This is a genomic window from Lawsonibacter sp. LCP25S3_E2 (genome assembly GCF_052117285.1).
Lineage (GTDB): Bacteria > Bacillota > Clostridia > Oscillospirales > Oscillospiraceae > Lawsonibacter.
This window is the reverse complement of record NZ_JBQKJL010000002.1, coordinates 167,141-184,503: the sequence shown is the minus strand read 5'-3', so window position 1 is coordinate 184,503 and position 17,363 is coordinate 167,141. Positions and strand designations below refer to the sequence as shown.

Sequence of the window (17,363 nt, the reverse complement as noted above, 5' to 3'; positions counted from 1 at the left end):
ATGTACCGCTGTGATGATCTCTGCCTGAGTAACGAGGAGCTTGCACTGCGGATACAGGAAGGCGATCCGCAGGCCGCACCGCTCCTGCTTTCCCAGAACGAGGGATATCTGACTATGCTGGCCACAAGCTACTGCGAGCAATTTTCTCAGGATTTTTTGGTGGACGACCTCAAGCAGGAGGGGGCGCTGGCACTGCTGGACGCAGCAACGCGGTTTGATCCCTCCTATGGAACAAAGCTGCTGACCTACGCAACCCCCGCCATTGAGACGGCCATGCGGGACTGTGCTGCCCAAGGTTCTTTTTCCTTGTCGCTCCCGCTGGACCGTTACTACCAGCTGCGCCAGGTGGCGTTTCTCTATGCCACCCATGAGCAAGAAACCGAAACAGATTTTCTGCCTGCCATTCAAGAGAAGCTGACGGTCTCTGCCAAAGTAGCCAAGCGTCTGCTGGAGGAATACCGTACCGTGTTTCAGATCGAGTCTTTGGGCGAGCGTGTCTTTGACCTTGGTTGTGGTGGTGACCCCGCCAGGGCCTACGACCGCTTCATGCGCCGGAAGCTGCTCCTCCAGCGTATGGAGGAGCAGCTGAGCCCCAGAGAGCTGAATCTGGTGCGCTGTTATCTGGGGATTGGCCAGCCCAATGAGCAGGGCATGACCTTTCAGGAACTGGCCATCCGGCTCAACTACAACGGACCCAGTGGTGCGGAGAAAGCATATAAGGCTGCCATCCGGAAACTGAGAAAGCAGTTGAACGGCGGCACTTACGGCCAGTGGCTCTCCATCCAGAAAGCCATTCGCAAGGCCAGAGCGGAGGCAGAAGCTGATTCCGGTTACTATATGCCGCCGCAGACCACCTGGATGGACGAAAAAGAACTGGCAGAGCGGTTTCTCTGTGAAGTTGTTTCGCTGATCCATGTCCATGAGATATTCAGCGACGCATTGGAGCAGAACGCAGAATAAGCAGTGCGGCACCAGTCTTTGTCCTGATACCGCACTGCTTTTCATTTATCCCATGATCCCGATTTTATTACCGTTCTCGTACATATCCTCGGCGTATTCCGCATGGTTGGGTCCCTGGCTTTCTATCCAGCCGAAACCTGGCACGTAGACCATGTTGTCCGGTGCGCTGTCAGGCGAAGCCGGGGCAGGTTCTGGTTCTTGTGGGGTGTGACATCCTGTTCAGGTAGAACCGGTACTTCACTCGCTGATGGCGTTTGAGCAGGCGATGGCTCCGGGACAATGTCAGCTTCCTCACCCAGTTCCGGCAGTGTTGCTTCCGCCTTTTCATCCTCTGGTGATATAACTTCTTCCATCTCTGCTATCTCCGGAACTTCGGGCTGTGTGGCGATTTCAGCGGCTGGTGTGGGCAGTGCGGGTGTTTCCCCGGCTGGCTCGTCCTGCGGCCACACAGCGGCACACAGGGCCAGACAGGCGGCGAATGTTGCAGCGGCGACGATTCGTTTCTTCATGTTGCTTCCTCCATTCCGGACATGGAAAGAGCGCTCGATCTCTTCGCCGTACAGCGAGAGACTGAGCGCTCTTTTTCATATTGATTCAGTTCCATGGAGAGCTGCCACGCCAGCTCAAATCCAGAGATAAAGCTGTCGATGGAGCGTTCCTCCGCCATCAGACTCTGGGCATCCATGATTCGAAGTACCAGCCGCCGTTCCGGCTTTTCTAACGCTTTGATCAGTGCCTGGTGGCATTCTTCCACTTCCTGCTTCTGTTCCGAAAACTCGGGTGGGGTATAGAAGCAGTCGTACAGGTTCTTGAGTAATGTTTTCATGCGTTGCACCTCCTGGTAGCAACACACCATACCACAGAACGAGGGGAATAGCCAACAAAATATTTTAAAAATCACTCGTAGAGAAAAAGCGTTTAGATTCGCGATAACTTTAATTCATGCAATCGAAACAACTCGCGAAAAAGCGAAATATGTTGAAAACAGATGTGGTTCGTAGTAGTATAATTTTATAAATCCTTCTTATTCGGGGTGAAACCATGAAAGTAACTTACAAAAAATTATGGGTCCTTTGCGCTGAACGAGAGATGAGCAAAGCTGAGCTACGCAAGCGTGCAGGACTTTCTTCTGCTACTTTCACTAAACTTCGCAAAAATCAAGAAGTAAATCTATCGGTTCTCCTTAAAATTGCAGATGTTATGAATTGTAATGCAGGAGAAATGATGGATTTTATCAGAGATGACACATCGGCTTACAATTCCGAGTCGTTGTAACAAGAACGAGGGTGACGAGGGATGCCATTAACTCATGTATGCGTGTGGGATTCTAAAATTGGATATCGTCGTATCACGGTAGAAGAGGCTTGCAAGATGTATCCCTATGGTGCGTCAGCACGAAGCGGCCATTTTGTGTGTGAATTATGCGCACAAAATGTTTTACTTACCGCCCCTGGTATGAATGTTCAACACTTCCGTCATGATCCGGCCTCTCCCAATAAAGAATGCGACGAACGCCAAGCCTCTTTTGATCCAAACTACGGTCGATCGCTACGAGCACTTAACAGCCATATAATGCCTTTGCGCCTTGTTGTAACAGGATCGATATTTTCTCTACAATTAGGGTTCTTCTACCCTCCAGACAACAAGGCACACTGCGACAAAATTAAGATAGCCGGAGATTCACACCAAGTTTATGAGTACTCGTTTGAGCGAATTGAGCGGATTGGAACCACCTACTTGAGTGTTGGCTCTATTCCAAGCCAGATTTACTGTGTTGAATACATAAATGCTAATCCCGAATTAAGAAGATTTTGGTCCAACAATATACCGGGAATCAACCAGGCTGGCTCCTTCTTTGACGGACGAACTGGCCAGATTCTACAATCTGGCGGAAAGGCGTATGCCGGAAATTTCTATTATTTATTGCAACGGCATCCAATATATACTTTCCCTGCAGATATCGAAGCAATAGAAATAGCCAAAACGCGCGCAAACTCTTTCAATAGTTGGTATTTATATAAAATTCGCATTAAAAAGTTTTCAGAACGCTCCGCAAAGTTTTTCCTTAAATATGCTATTTTCTTAACTGAAAAACCAACCAAATTCTATCCTATATGGCCAGCATACATCCAGGATCCGTATTTTATATACCACAACTCAGCGGAATTTTACTTCTATTTATGCGGTGATGATGCCGAACTGAAATCATACCCCGCAACTGCGAATGTGCTGGGTACTCAAGACGGGAAATTATACAAGCTCTATACCAGGGAAAGAGAACAGTTAATCTCACTTGGAAAATCTGGAGCATTGGGATTCTCCTATTTGGTAAAGCAACCCCTGCGCAAAAAGGCGCCGTTACCAGCAATAATCATATCTGATCATTCTGGCAACACGCTAAATGAAGAGAGCTATGCAAAACTCCCTAAATTAAAGTGCATATCAGTTTCTTGCCCGTATGATGGGAAGGCTGTGGTTCAAAGAAACGGTAAGACCGAATATATCTACAAGCTTTCTGGCGAGGAGCATTTAACAATCGACGAACTATCATTTGGCACAGAGATACATTTTTATCAAGGCTGCGACTACATTCGCTCCATTCGTTTTGAGCAGGAAACCGTCAACATGGATGTTATGTTGCTGGATGCTGTACTTGTCAAAAAATTGAGTTCTTGCTCTGGCCCGATGATTCCTGTAACGCATGCAGTTGGAAGTTTTGTCAGTAAATTCTCGAAATATCCCCAAACGCAAAAATGGCTCTGCATGGCTTTGCGGCGAGGCGAAATTTCCCGTACAGCTTTAAATTTGCTCAGGAAAACCATTCAAAATAATTTTGGGAGGGATAACAATGGTTGATACCGAAGTTTCATTCACTTCGTTATGTTATATTGAAGACCATCATGATGATCGTGTATGGTTGCATCGTTTGGCAGACATTGAAAACGGCAAGTTACATATACCGTTTAAATCAGATCGTGAGGATAATCGATTTGAAAATCGTGATTGTTGGTATCAGTATCAGTTTCAATACCGAGATGGTGGACCATCTGCCATCGGAACAATAGGCGTATGGGAATGGAGCGCCATTCCCAAGCCCGATAACCCTGCAATCGATCAGATACTGTCTTATTATGTTCAGGATGTTTGCCCCGTTCGCATTGTGCCCCTCAAAGCAAAATCGATAGAGGATATCGTTGCACAACTCAAAACTGGAACTGTATATACCCAAACATATTTATGTAACACACTTTTTTGCTACGAATCGAAGTTTGGACAACTTTCGGGAGTGCTATGCCGCGCAAATGAATTCGATATTGTGGATCGATGCGCAAAACTTTCGGAAACTATCTACTACCTGCCCGTCTACACAATTTCCTCCGGGGATGTCTTTAATGGGGATGATCGCAACCTAAGATTTCTAAAAACACTTCAGATGGGAGAGCCTTCTGGATATATTTCAATAGGAAACACAGACGACGTTATTCGCACACTCATTCTTGAACGCACCACATGGCCTTTGTTTAGGGAGTGTATTGGTGCCACCAAGGCAGAATGGAAACATTGCAAACTTCTTCTTGAGAAGATTTGTGGAGAATCTTTGTACGACGCAATTGTTCAAAAACTAAATTGTACTCCGGACCAGGCAAAACAGACAGTAGATGATTTTGTTAATCGAGCAGATGCATTGATTAAAGTCGGCGATATCGACATTAATGTATTGGCTGAAATCGCAAAGAATCACGATGGATTAAGAGAATTATGTGAAAAAGCCGTATCCGTGGAATGGCATGATTCTCATGCTGCTGAAATTGCCAAAGCCGAGTCAGAAGTTTCAGAAATGGAACAAAAAATATCTATTGCAGAAAAACAGCACAGTGAGTTGCTTGGAGAAATTGCCGCAAAACAAGGTGAACTGGACCGGTTAATTGCCGAGATAGAGCAATACGAATCGATTGGAAAAGAAACGCTGGTCGCAGTGCGCCAGAAAATTGCTGACGCGCAAAAAGATATGGCAGGATTCATTGCTGATATTTCTGTTTTTCTGCCTCAGTCAAATGCAACCTTGCCGTATGGGAATCCCCCTGCCTCATGGCAATACAGCAGTACCAGTGGCCAATATTCTGATGAGGATATTGAACTCGCAGAAAGCTGGCGCAATGAATATGATGCAATCTATCAGAATTTGTCATGTGCGTTGGGCATTGAACCAGACTTCTGCTCAATGCTCACTGCTTTTCTGTATGCAACCCATATCAACAATGTGCCAACTTTGATTGCAGGCCCTGGGGGACAGGATATTGCTGAGGTGCTGTCTGTTTCGATGTACGCAAACGGAGCAGGACAATTGACTTTAGGAGATGAATGTGACCTTTCTATAGTGGAAAGAATCAGCGAGGCTGACGATTCTATTGTGTCGGTTCAAAATATGTTCGGAAAAGGGTGGACGGATGCATTACCGCAGAAGTTTACAAGACTCAAAAAGCAGATAATCTGGACCCATCCATATGTCGAGGATATGCTTATTGAGCCGAAAGGCCTTTATAATTACATGCTCCCCGTCCTGAGTGAATGTTTTATAGGAAGTTTACCTGCTCTCGAGACATGGCCAAGTAAACGCGCTGAGAAGTTCCAACCATATGTTTCTGAGGAAAAACAGTCTCTCCGGATATCTGCATTTAAGCGTTTGGGCCTTAGCAAACTCCTATTGGGCCAGTTAACTCGTGTCCTGTCCGATGCAAAATGCATTTTGGAGAATCCCGCAAAAGATAAGGACTTGGAACTGCTCTTTGGTGTGCTTCCTCTCTGCGTACTTACCGGGAGATTGGATGTCTTAAAGGATGTTATTGAAGGCGAGAGCGGAATCTCCAGTTCGGTAAAAGCTGAAGTTGCAAGATATATTGAGGAAGAGTGAACGATATGATAAACGACCTAATTGTTTCAATTGGAAGGCAATTAAATATTCCGCAGTCAGATGACAACGAATGGGTTTGTCGGGTCGTTTATAGTGTTGCTGGGCAAATGGCTCTCGCTTCGCTTTGGGATCACACCGAGGATGGAGGTTCAGTTTCTATTCAGCACTTCAAAAGCAGAATTGGCCAGATTTTTGATGCTTATGAAGGCATTTATCCGAAGATTGGATTTCTCCTCCCGCATGACAAGACGGATCTGATTGAGGAAATGTACTCTATCTATCTGCGAAATGGGTTCTTTTATCATTCCGCTTATCAAATATCCCCAGCCGCTCTTGCAACTGGAGGAAATGGGGATCTTGTTCTTCACAGAGGTATTTCACCTGACTTGAAGTTATTTATGAGCGGATTGGGTTTCTATTCCGTTCAAACTTCAACTTCCGACAGGACAATATCATCAATGTTTGGTTTGCAGAAGCAGTCGTTTGAAAGCTATCTCGAAGAACTGTTGGCGCATTGCGAATGGAAGCAAATAGAATGGCCAGATAACTCAGAGTTTCTGCGGCTTGATCCTCCATTTAAATGGGGGTATTGGCAACAGATTCCCGAAAAAAATGACCATATATCCCTTGCAAGATATGGTGAACCAAATAAAATTTTTGTATTTTATCGATACAGTAATGGGGTATTTCTGAATACACCGATTCCAGAATGGAGAATGCGGGACTATTTTTCGAATGTTCCAGGCAACCACGGCGAATATAGAAGGATTGCAATATCACTTCTAAAAAAACATGGAACACTTCCAGAAATCAAAACGAAGGCAAAGGGAAGTCTGATAGAAATCAAACTTGGCTATCGTCTGCCACCTTCGGAAGAAAACTTCTTCAAACTCTATAGCTGGCCTGTGCGATATGATTTTACATCAAAAACGCCCCAAGTCTTTACAAGAATGATGGCAAGGCAAATCTATCCTATGTTCAAACATGAGTTGGAATCAATGGGTTACTGCTTTGTGGAGGAATGATTATGTCCAATGGTGCAAACGGAGTTCACTTGCAACTGCGTGAAGCTCTGGAAAACTATATAAAGTCGCAATATTTTGGGAAGTCGCCTATCTTGCTGTCCGCTGCACAAAATAAGCTGAATCAAGAAGGTGTTCTTTATCAAAAACCGTATGTTGAATCATCACCTGCTTACAAAAGTACGACAAATGGAATCCAGTCATCTCCCAAGTTACCTGATTGGCTGAAAGACTATTTTAAGGCGCTATCAGATGCCAATCTTGGCGTATACCCATCACCTTTTTGTCACCAAATTTCCGCTTTGGAAGCGGCATTTGAGGGTCAGGATCTGTTTGTGTCAACAGGTACAGGCTCTGGTAAGACGGAATGTTTTATGTGGCCCTTGATGGCAAAACTTGCTTCAGAAGCAAGAAATAGCCCGGATAGCTGGGCTATGCGTGGCGTCCGAACGATTATCATGTATCCTATGAACGCCCTGGTTTCTGACCAGATTAGTCGTTTGCGCCGTTTGATTGGTGATCCAGACCACCGATTTATAAATATATTCCGCACCGCATGTGGAAATAATTCCCGCCGCCCTCAATTCGGCATGTATACCGGAAGAACTCCTTATGCAGGTAAGGAGCCCCGACGTAATGAGGACCGTTCACTTGCGGCAACATATTCCCGTATGGTCAATCCTGAAAACGATGAAGAAAAAGCTTTTTTAGAGAAACTCATTAAGGACGGAAAACTACCGGCCAAAGAAAATTTTGATGAATTCCTTGAAAAACTCTATAACGGAAAACATATTCCGAACGATGAGGATGCAGAACTGGTAACTCGTTTTGAAATGCAGCAATTCTGCCCCGATATTTTGATTACAAACTACTCCATGCTTGAATATATGCTTCTTCGGCCAAGAGAGCATAAAATATGGTCAGATACTCAGGCATGGCTAAATGCAGATCCGAATAATAAGCTTCTATTTGTCATTGATGAAGCGCATATGTATCGTGGTTCTGCAGGCGGCGAGGTATCATTGCTCATACGGCGTTTATTCCACCGTTTGGGCATTAATCGCAGTAGAGTTCAATTTATATTGACTACCGCAAGTATGCCCAACAATAACGAGAATGACCGGAAGGCCGTCAGGACATTTGCAAATGAATTGACTGCATCTGACGACATGCATCCGTTCTGTTATCTCACTGGCGAACGAGAGGAAATAGGCAGCGGAAGTGCAGTTCATATTCCCTTCAGTAAATTTAAAGAATCTATTCCGGATGCGTTTGAGGGCGATGATCCCGAGCGCCTTATGGCACTCAATGGATTTTGGACAGGTATTGCCAATAGTCCTGCTCCATTCGTTTCCTCTGAAGATGCATACCAATGGCTATACGACCATTTGGTAGACTATGTACCATTCTGCCAAATGTTCAAACTTTGCCGCGGAACAGCAGTCTCTTTACAAGAATTAGCGGAGTCTATCTTTCCTGATAACAGTTTAGAAGATGCCCTGCACGCTGTCAGTGTTATGCTTTCAATCGCACCTTTGGCGCGAAGCGAAAGTGGAAGTGTTCTGTTTCCAGCAAGAATGCATATGCTTTTTCGTGGAATCAAGGGCGTTTACGCTTGTACTAATCCAGACTGTCCTCATTCGCACACGGAAAATGGATTAACATTGGGTGAGGTCTATTTTTCGGATGGTAATCTTACTTGCAAAGAATGCGGAAGCACGATTTATGAGTTATACAATGATCGCCGGTGCGGTAGTATTTTCTTCAGAGGTTTTGTGCTGAAGCAAGATTTTGAAGCCAGAAGACGTACATACCTCTGGCATCAACCTGGTATGATAAATGAAGATGAGGTTAAAGAAATACATCTTTTCATTCCGTCTGCAGGTTATCGATTGCCAGAACGTCAAGGACAGAATAAAATTTCGCCTTGCTACTTAGATGTTCAAAGCGGCTTCATCGACTTTTCTGATGATTCCTTGGATGGAAAGCAGGGCATCAGAAAGCTGTATTATAGCGGCTTCACAGCAAAGGCCCGACCGGACATTCTGACATTTTCCACCTGTCCGCATTGTCGGCATGAACTATCTAAGATGCAACTGACCTCTTTTAATACAAGAGGCAACCAGTCCTTCTTCAATCTGATTAAAGCGCAATTCCAAGCTCAACCTGCGGTTCCAGGGAAAACAGGCGATCCCGATAGACTTCCAAACGAGGGGCGGAAAGTTCTGCTTTTCTCAGATAGCCGCCAACGTGCAGCTAAGCTGGCAAGAGATATGTCTGACGCATCTGATATGACTGCGGCCCGACAGCTTGCGGTGCTTGCCATTGATCGAATGGAACACGAAGTTGCAGAGCAGTCCATGAACTATTTCTATGACTACTTTGCAATGGTAGCTGTGGAGCATCATGTTCAAATTTTCCATGATAGCGAGACAGAAAAACAACGAGAACGGTTAATTGAGCATGGAACACAGGCACTGAAGAATTACACACGTGCAAGGAAACGTGGGCAACAGTACACTCCTCGCTTCACCATTGATAATGCGCCCACCCAAATGAAGGAACAGCTCATTCGCTTTTATTGTGGGGGATATAATACGCTGGTTGATTCAGCCCTCAGTTGGATAGAACCTACGGATGCTGCAAAATGGGATGCACTTGATGCGTTAGAGGAAGCAGGGGTCGAAGTAAGTGAGGAAGAATTCATGGAATTCTTTAACGCATGGATTCTTTCAACTTGTGACACTTCGGTGATCCTTGGACATACCATCCCGGATGTGATTCGTGAAAAAGTGCGTCCAAACTATGTGGGATATGGCATTGATAAGAACAAAAAGTTTTCTACCGATATCCGCGAAATAATGGGATGGAGCGATAATGATTCTGTTGCTGCAAAGTGGAGCCAAATTTTGCGGGAAACATTTATGGATGAAGGTTCATCTTCCAACGGAAAGTATTATATTGACCTTTCTCGTATAAAACCGCGCTTTGATTTAGAACACACGTGGTTCCGTTGTGAACGCTGTTCAGAGCTCACGCCGTATTTACTGAAAGGGAAATGCCCAAGTTGTCAGTGTGAAAAGATTCATCCCATGACAACGGAAGAAATTGATGCATTGGATTTTTGGCGTAAGCCCATTGAGGATGCGCTTCAAGGTGACACCATTCGTGTAATTGATACCGAAGAACATACTGCACAACTTTCCCATAAAGATCAGCGGGATGAACTCTGGTCCAGAACAGAGCAGTATGAGCTACGGTTTCAGGATTTTTTGCAGAACGGCGAAGCGCCTGTCGATATTCTAAGCAGCACGACTACAATGGAAGTAGGTATCGATATCGGATCGTTGGTTGCTGTCGGTTTGCGGAATATTCCTCCTATGCGTGAGAATTATCAGCAGCGTGCTGGTCGTGCAGGCCGTCGCGGCTCAAGTCTGTCTACCATTGTTACTTTTTGCGAAGATGGACCACATGATTCACTGTACTTTTCCAACCCAGTGCCTATGTTCAGAGGCGATCCCAGAAAACCGTGGATTGATATCAGCAGCGAGAAAATCACCCAGCGACATCTTGGTATGGTTGCACTTCAAACCTATCTGAGAGAGAAATCAAACAGTTTGGATGCTATTCCTGCCATTGAATTTCTGGATGAACACCTACAGCCTTTCAGCCGCTTTTTGGAAATCTTTGAAATTAGTAAAGATGATATTCTTGTGCCCGTTGGATCGAAAGGTGCATTAGGTAGCTACACAGATGAACTTAAAAAATCTCTGTCGGCGCTGAAGCAAAAACGAGATGATCATCCTGAATTGTTTGAAACAGATGATAGCAGTGATTCTGGGAAAAAATCGCTTTTGGATGCGCTTTATGAAGAGGGTGTTATACCTACCTATTCTTTCCCCAAAAATGTTGTTAGCACATATATTTCCGATGTCAGCGGGAAGGTAAAATATCAGGTTGAACGAGGGTTGGATGTTGCCATTGGTGAATATGCGCCTGGCAGAGCGATTGTTGTTGATAAGACGACCTACCAGATTGGTGGTTTGTATTATCCTGGAGGAGAGCGGAGCGAAAAAACTGCTGCATCTCCAGCCAAAGCATTTATTCAGGATGCAAGTTACCGGAAAAGCATTCGTACCTGCAGTCAGTGCGGTTGGTTTGGCTTAGAAGAGGATAACCCTGATACTTGTCCTTTCTGCGGCAATAAAGCATTGACAAATATGTTGCCAATGCTACGCCCATGGGGATTTGCACCACGAAATGCCACATCCATTGAAACGGCACAATTGAATGAAGAATACTCAGCAACTCAGCAACCTCTATATTCCACACTACCCGATGCAGATGATGTTACGGCGGTTAATGGATGCGCCAACATCCGAATGGCGGTTCGTCCCAATCAGCGAATCATCATGCTTAACAATGGTGTTAGTGGTAAGGGATTCACAATCTGCTGCGACTGCGGTGCTGCAATGCCCGGAGATGACCCCGCAGTCCTTAAGGATGTTTTGCGTCCGTATAGATCCAAATTCATTAAAACACGTTGCAAACATAGCGATACAATCAATGTGAATCTTGGATATGACTTTGTTACAGATATGCTTGTTCTGGAATTTGCTTTGGATCGACAGCAGATCGATACTAATCCCACCAGGAATTCTTGGCTTAACCGTGCTGGACAGTCTCTTGCGGAAGGCTTGCGCTTGGCAGCATGTCAGGAATTGGACATTGAATTTACAGAGCTTGTGACTGGTTTTCGTGTTCGACAAAATCGCAATGGAGATTTCGTTGATATCTACTTGTATGATAGCCTTTCAAGTGGTGCCGGTTATGCTGTTAGCATTGAATCCTCTATTCGACAGCTACTTACCAAAACTCGAGAACTTCTCGAAGGCTGTACCTGTGACAGCGCTTGCCACAGCTGCCTAAAGCACTATCGAAATCAATATATCCACAGCGTTCTCGATCGTAAGGCTGCACTTGATTTATTGAACTGGGGAGAAACAGGAGCAAGAGTATCTGCAGTCCCATACGAAAAACAGCAGTATCTTTTGAAATCCTTGGAACAAATCCTCCAGATTTCCGGCATACATATCGATGTTAATCACGAATCAGTTTGGGCAGAGGGGCGTTATAGCAAAAAGAAAGTAGTAGTATATCCGGCTATGTGGACAAAGCCAATAGAAGAAAACACCATTTTTGTGAGTGATGCGCATTTGAAATATGCTAAACCCTATGCATTAAAAACGATTTTAGACAGCCTATAATATGAATAGCCGCAAGCCATCACACGATAGCTTGCGGCTATTCCGTTTGTTCCGTACCGGTAGTGCCCCTGGGGGTTCAGTTTGTTTCCCTATGAGATGGAGCACTTTCCCGGCGGCGCTTTTTCAGCGGTGACCTATTGTTCGGAGTTGGAGGGGAGAGAAGCCCTGCGGCGGCCCAGCAGCTCCCGGAGTACCCGCAGGCCCCGGAAGAGCAGAAATCCCAGCAGTGCGCCTGTCAAGCCGCAGATCAGATCGTCAATATCAAAGCTGCGCCCCAGCGCCGGCTGCACCAATTCGAGAAACAGCACAGCAGCCATAGTCCAAGGCAGAATATTTCGCCCGTGGACCCGGCCGAACAGGCAGGGGAGCAGGAACCCCAGAGGAAGGAACAGCAGGGCGTACCCCACCCACATGGCGGCTATCCAAGGCCCGATGATGTAGGTCCCCTGAATACAGTCCAGTATGCGGGAGTTCAGAGAAAAGACCCCGGAGAAGGGCGGACCCCCCGGTTCCCAGATCAGGAGCAGCAGACAGGCCAGATAGGCGGCAAACAGCACTCGGGGCAGTTCCAGCTCCCAGTAAAAGGCTTTTCCCGCTGCTTTGCCCCAGCTCACCCGGATCAGCAGATACCCGCAGCCGGACACCAGAGCGGCGCCGAGCAGGGGAAGCAGATGATAAACCAGCACCTCCAATAATAGCGCGATCATGGTAACCCTCCTCAAATGGAATCAAACACCAGGCAACGGATGGAAAAGTGCCTTACCCTTGTCCCCATTGTATCGTCTTCTTTATTATTTGTCAATAAAAAATATTGTTGACAAACCAATAATGGAAATCTACAATAAAATCAGACTAACAAGAGTGGGAATTGCCATGGAACAGAAGAAAAAGGGTGCAGGAACATCCACAAACATTCAAATTGCGCTAAAAAAGGCCACCACGGAGATGATGGTCCTGGTTTTGCTGCGGGAACGGCCTATGTACACCTATGAGATGATGGCCGCCATCCAGGAGCGCAGCGGCGGCGTCATCACCTTCAATACCATGTACCTGTCCATCTACCGCCTTCAGGACCGGGGATATATCCGGGAGCAGGAAAAGGCAGTGTCCCCGGATAACCGGGTGCGGATCTATTTTGCCATTACCGATTCCGGGCGGAGCTATCTGGAAGAGCTGCTCCGGGAATACCGGCAGTTTACGGCCGCCCTGGACGGGATCATTGATGGGGCCTAAAATGGAATGAATGAAAAAAAGGACCGGAAGCGAAATGCTTCCGGTTCCTTTGCTGTTTTATGGTATGGAGCTCAGCCCAGCTTTTCCAGGCCCAGCTTCAGACGGCGCACCGTCTCCTCCTGGCCCAGGATCTGGCAGATCTCCACGGCGCCGCCGGGGGTGACTGCCTTACCGGCCACGGCAATGCGCACCGGCCACATGAGGGTGGCATTTTTCACCTGCATGCCCTCAGCCAGCCCCACCAGGCTGTCGTGGATCATCTCCTGGCTCCAGGTGTTCAGGTTGCCCAGCATGCCTACAGCGGCGGCGAGCATGTCCTTGGCCACCTCGGGGGTGCACTTGGACTTCTTGTTGGTAAACAGGTCCACGCTGTACTCAGGCAGCTGGTCGAAGAAATCCACCTTCTCGGGGATGTCGGTGAGGCGCTCGCACCGGGCCTGGAGCAGGGCGGCAATGTCGGAGACCGACAGGCGCTCATCCTTTACGACCTGGCGGATATAAGGCTCAGCGGCCTTGGCAAAGTCCTCGGGGGACATGGCGCGCAGATACATGGCGTTGAAGTGGGTGAGCTTCTCGATGTCAAAGATGGCGGGGGACTTGGACATGCCCTCCAGGTCGAAGGCGCGTGCCAGCTCCTCCAGGGAGAACACCTCCTGCTCGGCGATCTCTCCACGGGGGGACCAGCCCAGCAGGGCCACATAGTTCAAAATGGCGTCGGTGAGGAAGCCCTGGTTGCGCAGGTCCTCATAGGAGGGGTCCCCGTGGCGCTTGGACATCTTGTGCTTGGCGTCCCGCATAACAGGGGAGCAGTGGACATAGGTGGGGATCTCCCAGCCAAAGCCCTCGTAGAGGAGGTTATACTTGGGGGCGGAGGACAGGTACTCGCTGCCCCGGACCACATGGGTGATGCCCATCAGGTGGTCGTCAATGACGTTGGCGAAGTTATAGGTGGGCAGGCCGTCCCGCTTGAGCAGCACCTGGTCGTCCAGGGTCTTGTTCTCCACGGTGATGTCGCCGAAGATGGCGTCGTGGAAGGTGGTGGTGCCCTCCTGGGGGATTTTCTGGCGGATGACATAGGGCTCGCCTGCGTCCACACGGGCCTGGGCCTCGGCCAGAGGCAGGTCGCGGCAGGGGTCGGCGGCGCGGTTAAAGTCCCCGGAGTCCTCCTCGCTCTCGGTCTTCTCGCAGAAGCAGTAGTAGGCGTGGCCCCGCTCCACCAGCAGGCGGGCGTACTTGCCATAGGTGTCCCGGCGCTGGGTCTGGATATAGGGGGCCACAGGGCCGCCCACATCGGGACCCTCGTCGTGGTCCAGATGGCACTCGGCCAGGGTCTTGTAGATGAGCTCGGTGGCGCCCTCTACCTGGCGGGTCTGGTCGGTGTCCTCAATGCGCAGGATAAAGGTGCCCCCGGCGTTGCGGGCGATGAGCCAGGTGTACAGGGCGGTGCGCAGGTTGCCGATGTGCATATAGCCGGTGGGGGAGGGGGCGAAGCGGGTACGGACCTTGACGTGGGGGATCTTGGCCTCCATCTCCTCAAAATACTTCATGTCCAAAGCCATAATTTCTTCCTCCATTACATAGTTTGCGCTGTGGGGCCATTATATTTGATTTTTCCCCGTTTGACAAGAGGCTAGGGATTCTTCAGAAATTTTAATCTGTTCTTCATTGCTTTTTTTCCCGAAAGCGTATATCCTATAACTAATTTTACGGCGGGACTGCGCCGTGTCAAAAAGGAGAAATCAATTTGAAAAACAACGATTCCAAGGCCCGCAAGCCCATGGGAAAAGGGGGCAGGATCCTGCTGAGCCTGCTCATCACGGCGGCGGTGGGGTTTGTAGACTTCTATGTGTCCCTGCCCGCCCTGAACCCCCAGTCAGCGGACTTTTACACCTTCCTGGCCCTTTTGTGCGTGGTGTATACCATCTCCATTTTCATTCTCTCCGCCAAGGCGGGGGACAACGTGGTGCGCACCCCCAAGGCCCAGGTGCGGGAATGGCTGAAGTTTATCAAGCAGAGCTGCCTGCCTGTTGGCATTTTGTTTGTGGCCGTGGTCGCCGTGGCTCTGGTGGGGCAGATCATCTCTCTGCCCATCTTCCGGGCGGGGGCCTACCGGGAGCTTCTGACGGTGGAAAAGGGCACCTTTGCCCAGGACATCAGCCAGATCTCCTTTGACAAGATCCCCACCCTGGACCGGGACAGCGCCGAGTACCTGGGTGACCGCCAGATGGGTACCCTCAGCGACATGGTCAGCCAGTTTGAGTACTCCAACGACTCCACCCAGATCAATTACCAGGGCCGTCCTGTGCGGGTGGCCCCCATTGCCTACGCCGACCTTATCAAGTGGTTCACCAACCGGGGAGAGGGCCTGCCCGCCTATGTGCTGGTGGACATGGTCACCCAGGAGGCCAGCGTGGTGCGCCTTACCGAGGGGATGAAGTACTCCTTCTCTGAGCCCCTCAACCGCAACATCATGCGCCACCTGCGCTTCCAGTATCCCACCTTCATGTTCGACACCCCTCAGTTCGAAATTGACGAGGAGGGCCAGCCCTGGTGGATCGCCCCCCGTGTGGTAAAGACCATCGGCCTGTTCGGCGGCAAGGACATCAAGGGGGCGGTGCTGTGCAACGCCGTCACCGGCGAGAGCACCTACTACGACATCGCCGACGTGCCCACCTGGGTGGACAACGTCTACACCCCCCAGCTCATCATGGAGCAGTATGACTACTACGGCACCCTCATCAACGGCTTTATCAATTCCATTCTGGGCCAGCGGGATGTGACCGTGACCACGGAGGGGTATAACTACATCGCCCTCAACGATGATGTGTATGTCTATACCGGCGTCACCTCCGCCAACGCCGACCAGTCCAACCTGGGCTTCCTGCTCTCCAACCAGCGCACCAAAGAGACCAAATTCTACACCGCCGCCGGCGCCACCGAGTACGCCGCCATGTCCTCGGCCCAGAGCGTGGTCCAGGACCTGGGCTATATCGCCACCTTCCCTCTGCTCATCAACATCGCCGGGGAGCCCACCTATTTCATCCCCCTGAAGGGCCAGGACAACCTGGTGAAGATGTATGCCATGGTGAACGTGGCCCAGTACCAGATCGTGGCCACCGGCACCAGCGTTTCCCAGTGTGAGCAGAGCTATATCCGCTATCTCTCCGACAAGGGAATCACCCAGTCTGAGGAGCTTCCCCAGACCCAGGCCAGCGGCATCGTGGCTGAGATCCGCACCGCCGTTCTGGAAGGGAACACCTATTACTTCATCCGCCTGGAGGGGGAGGAGGTCTTCTACTCCATCTCCGCCGCCCAGAACCGGGAGGTGGTGACCCTCAACGCAGGGGACCAGGTGACCATCGACCACGCCGTTCCCGCTCCCCAGGACGAGAGCGCCGTGGCCCAGCCCAGCTCCATCCTGGACGGGTACAGCCTGACCATCAACGCCCGGAAGAGCGCGGATGCGGTGTTGAATGCCTCCGCTATCCAGCTGACCCCTGACCAGGGGGAGGCCCTCTTCTCCGGTATAGAGGGAAAGAAACTCGACCCCCAGAACAGCGAAAACGCCGCCTAACGACCAAAACTGCCGGGCCTATGGAAAAACCAGGGCCCGGCGGTCTTTTTTTACTTCTGTTTGCCGCCCCTTCCCTCATACAAATAGGGGAGAGGTGATCTGCAATGGAGGGGAAAAGCCGGAAAAGCGGCATTTTGGAAAAGACGGCCCAGGTCTTTGACCTTCCCGCCGACGCGGTGGCGGGCCTGCCCCGGCTGGAACTGGTGGGGGACAAGGAGCTGCGGGTGGAAAACCACCGGGGGATTTTGGCCTACGGCCCGGAGGAGATCCATGTCAGCGGCGGGGCCTATCTCATTAAAATCGCGGGGGAGGGCCTGGAGCTGCGGGCCATGACAGGGCTGGAGCTGCTTATCACCGGGCGGATCGTCCAGATCGCCCTGAACTAGGGAGGCTGG

Annotated in this window: 14 protein-coding genes; 9 read left to right on the top strand and 5 right to left on the bottom strand. The window is 49.3% G+C overall.

Features of this window, described 5'->3' with window-relative positions; translation table 11 throughout:
• A complete protein-coding gene (locus ACTQ3R_RS03055) occupies positions 1-960 on the top strand; it encodes a sigma-70 family RNA polymerase sigma factor (RefSeq protein ID WP_441778052.1) in 960 nt (319 codons plus the stop codon).
• Between the two features lie 45 nt (positions 961-1,005).
• Here ACTQ3R_RS03055 and ACTQ3R_RS03050 read toward each other — a convergent pair whose 3' ends face one another.
• The 3 genes from ACTQ3R_RS03050 to ACTQ3R_RS03040 are packed head-to-tail and all read right to left on the bottom strand — an operon-like array spanning position 1,006 to position 1,786.
• Positions 1,006-1,113, bottom strand: a complete 108-nt coding sequence (locus ACTQ3R_RS03050) for a DUF6550 family protein (protein WP_441777929.1) — start codon at positions 1,111-1,113, stop codon at positions 1,006-1,008.
• Positions 1,083-1,469, bottom strand: a complete 387-nt coding sequence (locus ACTQ3R_RS03045; RefSeq protein WP_441777928.1) for a hypothetical protein — start codon at positions 1,467-1,469, stop codon at positions 1,083-1,085. The genes ACTQ3R_RS03050 and ACTQ3R_RS03045 overlap by 31 nt, the downstream gene beginning before the upstream one ends.
• Positions 1,466-1,786, bottom strand: coding sequence for a DUF6809 family protein (locus ACTQ3R_RS03040; protein ID WP_441777927.1), 321 nt, complete (start codon positions 1,784-1,786; stop codon positions 1,466-1,468). The genes ACTQ3R_RS03045 and ACTQ3R_RS03040 overlap by 4 nt, the downstream gene beginning before the upstream one ends.
• Positions 1,787-2,001: 215 nt before the next feature.
• Between ACTQ3R_RS03040 and ACTQ3R_RS03035 the strand changes: the two genes are divergently transcribed.
• The 5 genes from ACTQ3R_RS03035 to ACTQ3R_RS03015 all read left to right on the top strand — a co-directional run bounded on the left by ACTQ3R_RS03035 (position 2,002) and on the right by ACTQ3R_RS03015 (position 12,161).
• Positions 2,002-2,235: a helix-turn-helix domain-containing protein gene (locus tag ACTQ3R_RS03035; protein ID WP_087348015.1), complete on the top strand. Its 234-nt coding sequence runs from the start codon at positions 2,002-2,004 to the stop codon at positions 2,233-2,235.
• Between the two features lie 96 nt (positions 2,236-2,331).
• The gene (locus tag ACTQ3R_RS03030; RefSeq protein ID WP_441777926.1) at positions 2,332-3,816 is read left to right on the top strand and encodes a hypothetical protein; all 1,485 of its coding nucleotides are present in this window, start codon (positions 2,332-2,334) and stop codon (positions 3,814-3,816) included.
• Complete coding sequence (locus ACTQ3R_RS03025; protein ID WP_441777925.1) at positions 3,809-5,872, top strand: coiled-coil domain-containing protein; 2,064 nt, start codon at positions 3,809-3,811, stop codon at positions 5,870-5,872. Before ACTQ3R_RS03030 ends, ACTQ3R_RS03025 begins: the two co-directional genes overlap by 8 nt.
• Before the next feature lie 5 nt (positions 5,873-5,877).
• On the top strand, positions 5,878-6,897 hold the full coding sequence (locus ACTQ3R_RS03020) for a hypothetical protein (protein WP_441777924.1): 1,020 nt from the start codon (positions 5,878-5,880) through the stop codon (positions 6,895-6,897).
• Positions 6,898-6,899: 2 nt separating this feature from the next.
• Entirely contained in the window at positions 6,900-12,161 is a 5,262-nt protein-coding gene (locus ACTQ3R_RS03015) for a DEAD/DEAH box helicase (RefSeq protein ID WP_441777923.1), read from the top strand.
• A 134-nt stretch (positions 12,162-12,295) separates the two neighbouring features.
• On the opposite strand, the gene ACTQ3R_RS03010 is transcribed toward ACTQ3R_RS03015, so the two are convergent.
• Positions 12,296-12,868, bottom strand: a complete 573-nt coding sequence (locus ACTQ3R_RS03010) for a VanZ family protein (protein WP_441777922.1) — start codon at positions 12,866-12,868, stop codon at positions 12,296-12,298.
• A gap of 166 nt (positions 12,869-13,034) precedes the next feature.
• On the opposite strand from ACTQ3R_RS03010, the gene ACTQ3R_RS03005 reads away from it, so the two are divergent.
• Entirely contained in the window at positions 13,035-13,394 is a 360-nt protein-coding gene (locus tag ACTQ3R_RS03005) for a PadR family transcriptional regulator (RefSeq protein ID WP_441777921.1), read from the top strand.
• A gap of 71 nt (positions 13,395-13,465) precedes the next feature.
• On the opposite strand, the gene gltX is transcribed toward ACTQ3R_RS03005, so the two are convergent.
• On the bottom strand, positions 13,466-14,953 hold the full coding sequence (gene gltX / locus ACTQ3R_RS03000; RefSeq protein WP_441777920.1) for a glutamate--tRNA ligase: 1,488 nt from the start codon (positions 14,951-14,953) through the stop codon (positions 13,466-13,468).
• A gap of 185 nt (positions 14,954-15,138) precedes the next feature.
• On the opposite strand from gltX, the gene ACTQ3R_RS02995 reads away from it, so the two are divergent.
• On the top strand, positions 15,139-16,968 hold the full coding sequence (locus tag ACTQ3R_RS02995) for a CvpA family protein (protein ID WP_441777919.1): 1,830 nt from the start codon (positions 15,139-15,141) through the stop codon (positions 16,966-16,968).
• A gap of 104 nt (positions 16,969-17,072) precedes the next feature.
• Entirely contained in the window at positions 17,073-17,354 is a 282-nt protein-coding gene (locus ACTQ3R_RS02990; RefSeq protein WP_441777918.1) for a YabP/YqfC family sporulation protein, read from the top strand.
• Positions 17,355-17,363: the final 9 nt, after the last annotated feature.

Excerpts from the sequence above, each read along its gene's own strand:
- gltX (WP_441777920.1), bottom strand. The coding sequence starts at position 14,953 with ATGGCTTTGGACATGAAGTATTTTGAGGAGATGGAGGCCAAGATCCCC.
- ACTQ3R_RS03010 (WP_441777922.1), bottom strand. The coding sequence starts at position 12,868 with ATGATCGCGCTATTATTGGAGGTGCTGGTTTATCATCTGCTTCCCCTG.
- ACTQ3R_RS03040 (WP_441777927.1), bottom strand. The coding sequence starts at position 1,786 with ATGAAAACATTACTCAAGAACCTGTACGACTGCTTCTATACCCCACCC.
- ACTQ3R_RS03055 (WP_441778052.1), top strand. The coding sequence starts at position 1 with ATGTACCGCTGTGATGATCTCTGCCTGAGTAACGAGGAGCTTGCACTG.
- ACTQ3R_RS03025 (WP_441777925.1), top strand. The coding sequence starts at position 3,809 with ATGGTTGATACCGAAGTTTCATTCACTTCGTTATGTTATATTGAAGAC.
- ACTQ3R_RS03005 (WP_441777921.1), top strand. The coding sequence starts at position 13,035 with ATGGAACAGAAGAAAAAGGGTGCAGGAACATCCACAAACATTCAAATT.
- ACTQ3R_RS02990 (WP_441777918.1), top strand. The coding sequence starts at position 17,073 with ATGGAGGGGAAAAGCCGGAAAAGCGGCATTTTGGAAAAGACGGCCCAG.
- ACTQ3R_RS03015 (WP_441777923.1), top strand. The coding sequence starts at position 6,900 with ATGTCCAATGGTGCAAACGGAGTTCACTTGCAACTGCGTGAAGCTCTG.
- ACTQ3R_RS03030 (WP_441777926.1), top strand. The coding sequence starts at position 2,332 with ATGTATCCCTATGGTGCGTCAGCACGAAGCGGCCATTTTGTGTGTGAA.
- ACTQ3R_RS03050 (WP_441777929.1), bottom strand. The coding sequence starts at position 1,113 with ATGGTCTACGTGCCAGGTTTCGGCTGGATAGAAAGCCAGGGACCCAAC.
- ACTQ3R_RS03020 (WP_441777924.1), top strand. The coding sequence starts at position 5,878 with ATGATAAACGACCTAATTGTTTCAATTGGAAGGCAATTAAATATTCCG.
- ACTQ3R_RS03045 (WP_441777928.1), bottom strand. The coding sequence starts at position 1,469 with ATGAAGAAACGAATCGTCGCCGCTGCAACATTCGCCGCCTGTCTGGCC.
- ACTQ3R_RS03035 (WP_087348015.1), top strand. The coding sequence starts at position 2,002 with ATGAAAGTAACTTACAAAAAATTATGGGTCCTTTGCGCTGAACGAGAG.